This is a genomic window from Longimicrobium sp. (assembly GCF_036280135.1).
Classification (GTDB): domain Bacteria; phylum Gemmatimonadota; class Gemmatimonadetes; order Longimicrobiales; family Longimicrobiaceae; genus Longimicrobium.
Genome location: NZ_DASURI010000759.1, coordinates 1 through 3809 on the forward strand (window position 1 = coordinate 1; position 3809 = coordinate 3809).

The 3809-nt window shown below is 72.3% G+C and carries 4 protein-coding genes and 1 pseudogene; all 5 read left to right on the forward strand.

Going from position 1 to position 3809, the window contains the following annotated elements; translation table 11 throughout:
• Window positions 1-589 (forward strand): ABC transporter ATP-binding protein (locus tag VFZ20_RS24515; RefSeq protein WP_329686591.1); only part of this gene is annotated, 589 nt, incomplete at its 5' end.
• Between the two features lie 2 nt (window positions 590-591).
• Window positions 592-1269 carry a heme exporter protein CcmB gene (locus tag VFZ20_RS24520; protein ID WP_329686592.1) on the forward strand — a complete coding sequence of 226 codons (678 nt, stop codon included), beginning with the start codon at window positions 592-594 and terminating at the stop codon, window positions 1267-1269.
• A gap of 108 nt (window positions 1270-1377) precedes the next feature.
• Entirely contained in the window at window positions 1378-2136 is a 759-nt protein-coding gene (gene ccsA / locus VFZ20_RS24525) for a cytochrome c biogenesis protein CcsA (protein ID WP_329686593.1), read from the forward strand.
• Window positions 2136-2465, forward strand: a complete 330-nt coding sequence (locus tag VFZ20_RS24530; RefSeq protein WP_329686594.1) for a CcmD family protein — start codon at window positions 2136-2138, stop codon at window positions 2463-2465. Before ccsA ends, VFZ20_RS24530 begins: the two co-directional genes overlap by 1 nt.
• A gap of 404 nt (window positions 2466-2869) precedes the next feature.
• A pseudogene (locus VFZ20_RS24535) lies at window positions 2870-3809 on the forward strand (hypothetical protein); the annotation flags it as partial.

The window sequence follows — 3809 nt, forward strand, 5'->3', positions numbered from 1 at the left end:
CAAGAGCACGCTGCTGCGCATGCTGTGCGGCGCCGTGCGTCCCACGCGCGGCGCCGTCCGCATCGGCGGCACGGAGCTGGGCGGGGACGACGACGGGTGGCGGCGGCGCATTGGCCTGCTGTCGCACCAGACGTTCCTGTACCCCGGCCTGAGCGCGGCGGAGAACCTGGACTTCTACGCCCGCCTGTACGCCCTGCCGGACCGCCGGACGCGGGTGACGGACGGGCTGCGCGAGGTCGGTCTGCTGGACCGCGCGGACGACCGTGTGCGGACGTTCTCGCGGGGGATGCAGCAGCGGCTGGCCCTGGCGCGCACGCTCCTCCACGACCCGGACGTCGTGTTCCTGGACGAGCCGTACACGGGGCTGGACCCGCATGCCTCCGCCATGCTGCGCGGGGTGCTGGACCGGCTCAAGGACGGCCGGCGGACCGTCGTCCTGGTGACGCACAACCTGTCGCAGGGGCTGGAGCAGGCGGACCGGGTGGCCGTGCAGGTGGGCGGCCGCTGGGTGAGCGACGAGCGCCGGGGCGACATCGACGGGGCCACGTGGGAGCAGGTCTACACCGAGCGGGTGGCGGCGGCGGTCTGACGATGGCCGGCTACCTCGCGCAGGCGTGGGCCGTTGCCCGCAAGGACCTGCTGCTGGAGACGCGCTCCCGCGAGCGCTCGGTGTCCATGGCCACGTTCGCCATGCTCGTGGCCGTGGTGTTCAGCTTCGCGCTGGACCCCACGGTCCGCTCGACGGACATCGCGGGCGCCATGCTGTGGGTGACGGTGCTGTTCGCGGGCACGCTGGGCCTGGGCCGCAGCTTCGCGCTGGAGCGCGAGGCCGACGCGCTGGTGGGCGTGCTGGTGTCCCCGGTGCCGCGCGGGGCCGTGTTCCTGGGCAAGTTCCTGGCGAACCTGCTGGTGGTGCTGGCGGTGGAGGTGGTGATCTTTCCCGTCTACGCGCTGTTCTTCGGGCTGGAGCTGGGGCGGGCGCTGGGGGGCCTGGCGCTGCTGGTGTTCCTGGCGACGGTGGGATTCATGGCCCTGGGGACGCTGTTCGCGGCCATCACGGCGCACACGCGGCACGGGGAGTCGCTGCTGCCCATCCTGATGCTGCCGCTGCTGATCCCCGTGGTGATCTTTGCCGCCAGCGCCACGCAGCGGCTGCTGGTGGGCCGCCCGCTGGCCGAGGTGCAGGGCAACCTGCGGATGCTGCTGGCGTTCGACCTCGTGATCCTCTTTGTCTGCACGGCCGTGTTCGGCGCGGCCGTGGAGGAGTAGGGCCAGGGGGCGCGGCGGGAGTCCGCCGCGATGAACGATGCGACGGCCGCCCGTGCGGACCGGCGGCCCCCGTCGCGGCGACGAACCATACGAAAACGACCTGACCTTATGAGCAGTCCGAACCTGGCCGTGGACGACGGCTCGCTCCAGGGGCTCCGCCGCTGGTCGGTGGGGCTGGGCGCGCTGGCCGCGGCCTCGCTGGTGGCGACCTTCTGGCTGATCTTCTTCTACGTGCCCACGGAGCGCGAGATGGGGATCGTGCACCGCATCTTCTACGTGCACGTGCCCAGCGCGTGGGTGGCGTTCATGGCGTTCGGCATCGTGGCGCTGTGCTCGCTGGGGTACCTGTGGCTGCGGGACGAGCGCCTGGACGCCGTGGCCCTGTGCGCGGCGGAGCTGGGCCTGGTCTTTACCAGCATCGTGCTCACGACGGGGCCGCTGTGGGGCAAGCTCGCGTGGGGCGCGTGGTGGGTGTGGGACGCGCGCCTTTCGTTCACGCTGCTGCTGTGGTTCATCTACGTGGGCTACTTCATGCTGCGCGGCGCCACGGAGAACCCGGAGCGGGGCAAGCGCTTCGCGGCCATCCTGGGGGTGGTGGGCGCGGCGGACATCCCCATCATCCACATGAGCGTGCAGTGGTTCCGCAGCCAGCACCCCAAGCCGGTGGTGCTCAAGCCCGAGGGCCCCACGGCCGCGCCGGAGATGGTGCAGACACTGCTGGTGAGCCTGCTCGCGTTCACCCTGCTGTTCGTTTCGCTGCTCCTGGCGCGCTTGGTGGTGGAAAAGCTGAGCCGCCGCCTGGAAGCCGCCCGGATCGCCGCCACGCTGCGGCCCATCACGCCCGCGTCTCAAGGAGTTTCCGTTTGATGCGCCCCGTTCGGATCGCGCTCATCGCGCTTGCCCTCTTCTTCGCCGCGCCGGCCGCGGCCCGCGCCCAGGCCCCCGCCGGCGAGACGGCCACGGAGGCCGCCGCCGCCACGCAGGCCGGCGCCCCGGCGGCCGAGACGCCGGCCGCCGCCCCGACGTCCACGTCGTCCGGGCTGCCCACGTACACGCCGCCCCGCACGCTGCGGGCGTACGCGCACGTGTTCGTGGCGTTCGCCATCGCGTGGGTGCTGCTGTTTGGCTACCTGGTGTTCATCGCCCGCAAGTTCCGCCGGGTGGAGGAGCAGGTCGCGGCCCTGTCTCGCGCCTGATCGTCCCGCCGGACCGGCCGAAGCGCCCCCTCTCACGGTCTCGTGGGAGGGGGCGCTTTCGTGTGATGAACGACAACAGGAATTTCTCACGCAGAGCCGCGGAGGACGCAGAGTACTTCGTCGCGCGATGAAGTACTCTGCTGCCTCTGCTCCCTCTGCGTGAGAATGCGGTTTTCTGTGGAACTTTACCGGCGCTGGACCTGCGCGACGGAGCCGGGAGGGCGGGACTCGGCGGGAGACGTCGAAGTGCACCGTCACCTGCTCGCGGACGCGCAGCAGGTCTCCATCCGGGGATGACGCGGGAGGGACGATTCGGGGATGCTGCGCGCCCGGCCGATCGCGATTAGCTTGCGCCTCGTGGCGTCACTTCCATCCTCCGGACACGCTCCTTCCGATCGATCCTCATGCGCAATCTTTTCTCTCCCCTCCTCGCCGCCTTGGCCTTTGCCGCGCCGCTCACGGCCCAGGCACCCGGGACGCTCGCCAACCCCGGCTTCGAGAACGACGCGCCGGCACTCACGGGCTGGCACTTTGCCGAAACGGGCGGCGCGACCATGGTGCTGGACTCCGTGGACGCGCACGGCGGACGCTGGTCCGTGCGGGTGACGGGGACCGCGGGGGGCGAGCAGCAGGGCTCGTTCGGCAACGTGATGCAGCGCCTGGATCCCGCGCCGTACCGCGGCCGGCGCATCCGCTTTCACGCGTGGATGCGCACGGACGTCGCCGCGCCGGGCCGCGGCGCCTTGTGGCTGCGCGTGGACCGGCCCAACGGCGTCACGGGCTTCTTTGACAACATGGCATCGCGCCCCGTCGCCGGACGCACGGGGTGGACGCGGTACGAGATCGAGGGCGAGGTGGCGCCGGACGCGGAGGCCCTCTACCTCGGCGTGATGGTGATCGGCCAGGGGCAGGGATGGTTCGACGACGCGGCCGTGGAGGCCGGCCCCGCGGTGGCGCCGCCGGAGCCTCCGCGGCCCGTCACGGAGCAGGGGCTGCGGAACCTGGTGGCGTTCTCGCGGCTCCTCGGCTACGTCCGCTTCTACCACCCCAGCGACCAGGCGGCCGCGACGAACTGGGACACGTTCGCCGCCGCGGGGATGCGGGCCGTGGAGGGCGCCCCGGACGCGGGGCGGCTGGCGGCCGTGCTGGACTCGCTCTTTCGCCCCGTCGCGCCCACGCTCCTCGTCCGCGCGGGGGACGTGGGGCGCGTGGAGCTCGCGCCCCCCGCGGGCGACTCGCTGCGCGTGGTGTGGTGGCGGCACTTCGGCGTGGGCGTGGGCGTGGGCGGCCCGAACAGCGTGTACCAGAGCCGTCGCCTGTACGCGTCCGCGGCGGCCCTGCCGG

Excerpts from the sequence above, each read along its gene's own strand:
- VFZ20_RS24520 (WP_329686592.1), top strand. The coding sequence starts at position 592 with ATGGCCGGCTACCTCGCGCAGGCGTGGGCCGTTGCCCGCAAGGACCTG.
- ccsA (WP_329686593.1), top strand. The coding sequence starts at position 1,378 with ATGAGCAGTCCGAACCTGGCCGTGGACGACGGCTCGCTCCAGGGGCTC.
- VFZ20_RS24530 (WP_329686594.1), top strand. The coding sequence starts at position 2,136 with ATGCGCCCCGTTCGGATCGCGCTCATCGCGCTTGCCCTCTTCTTCGCC.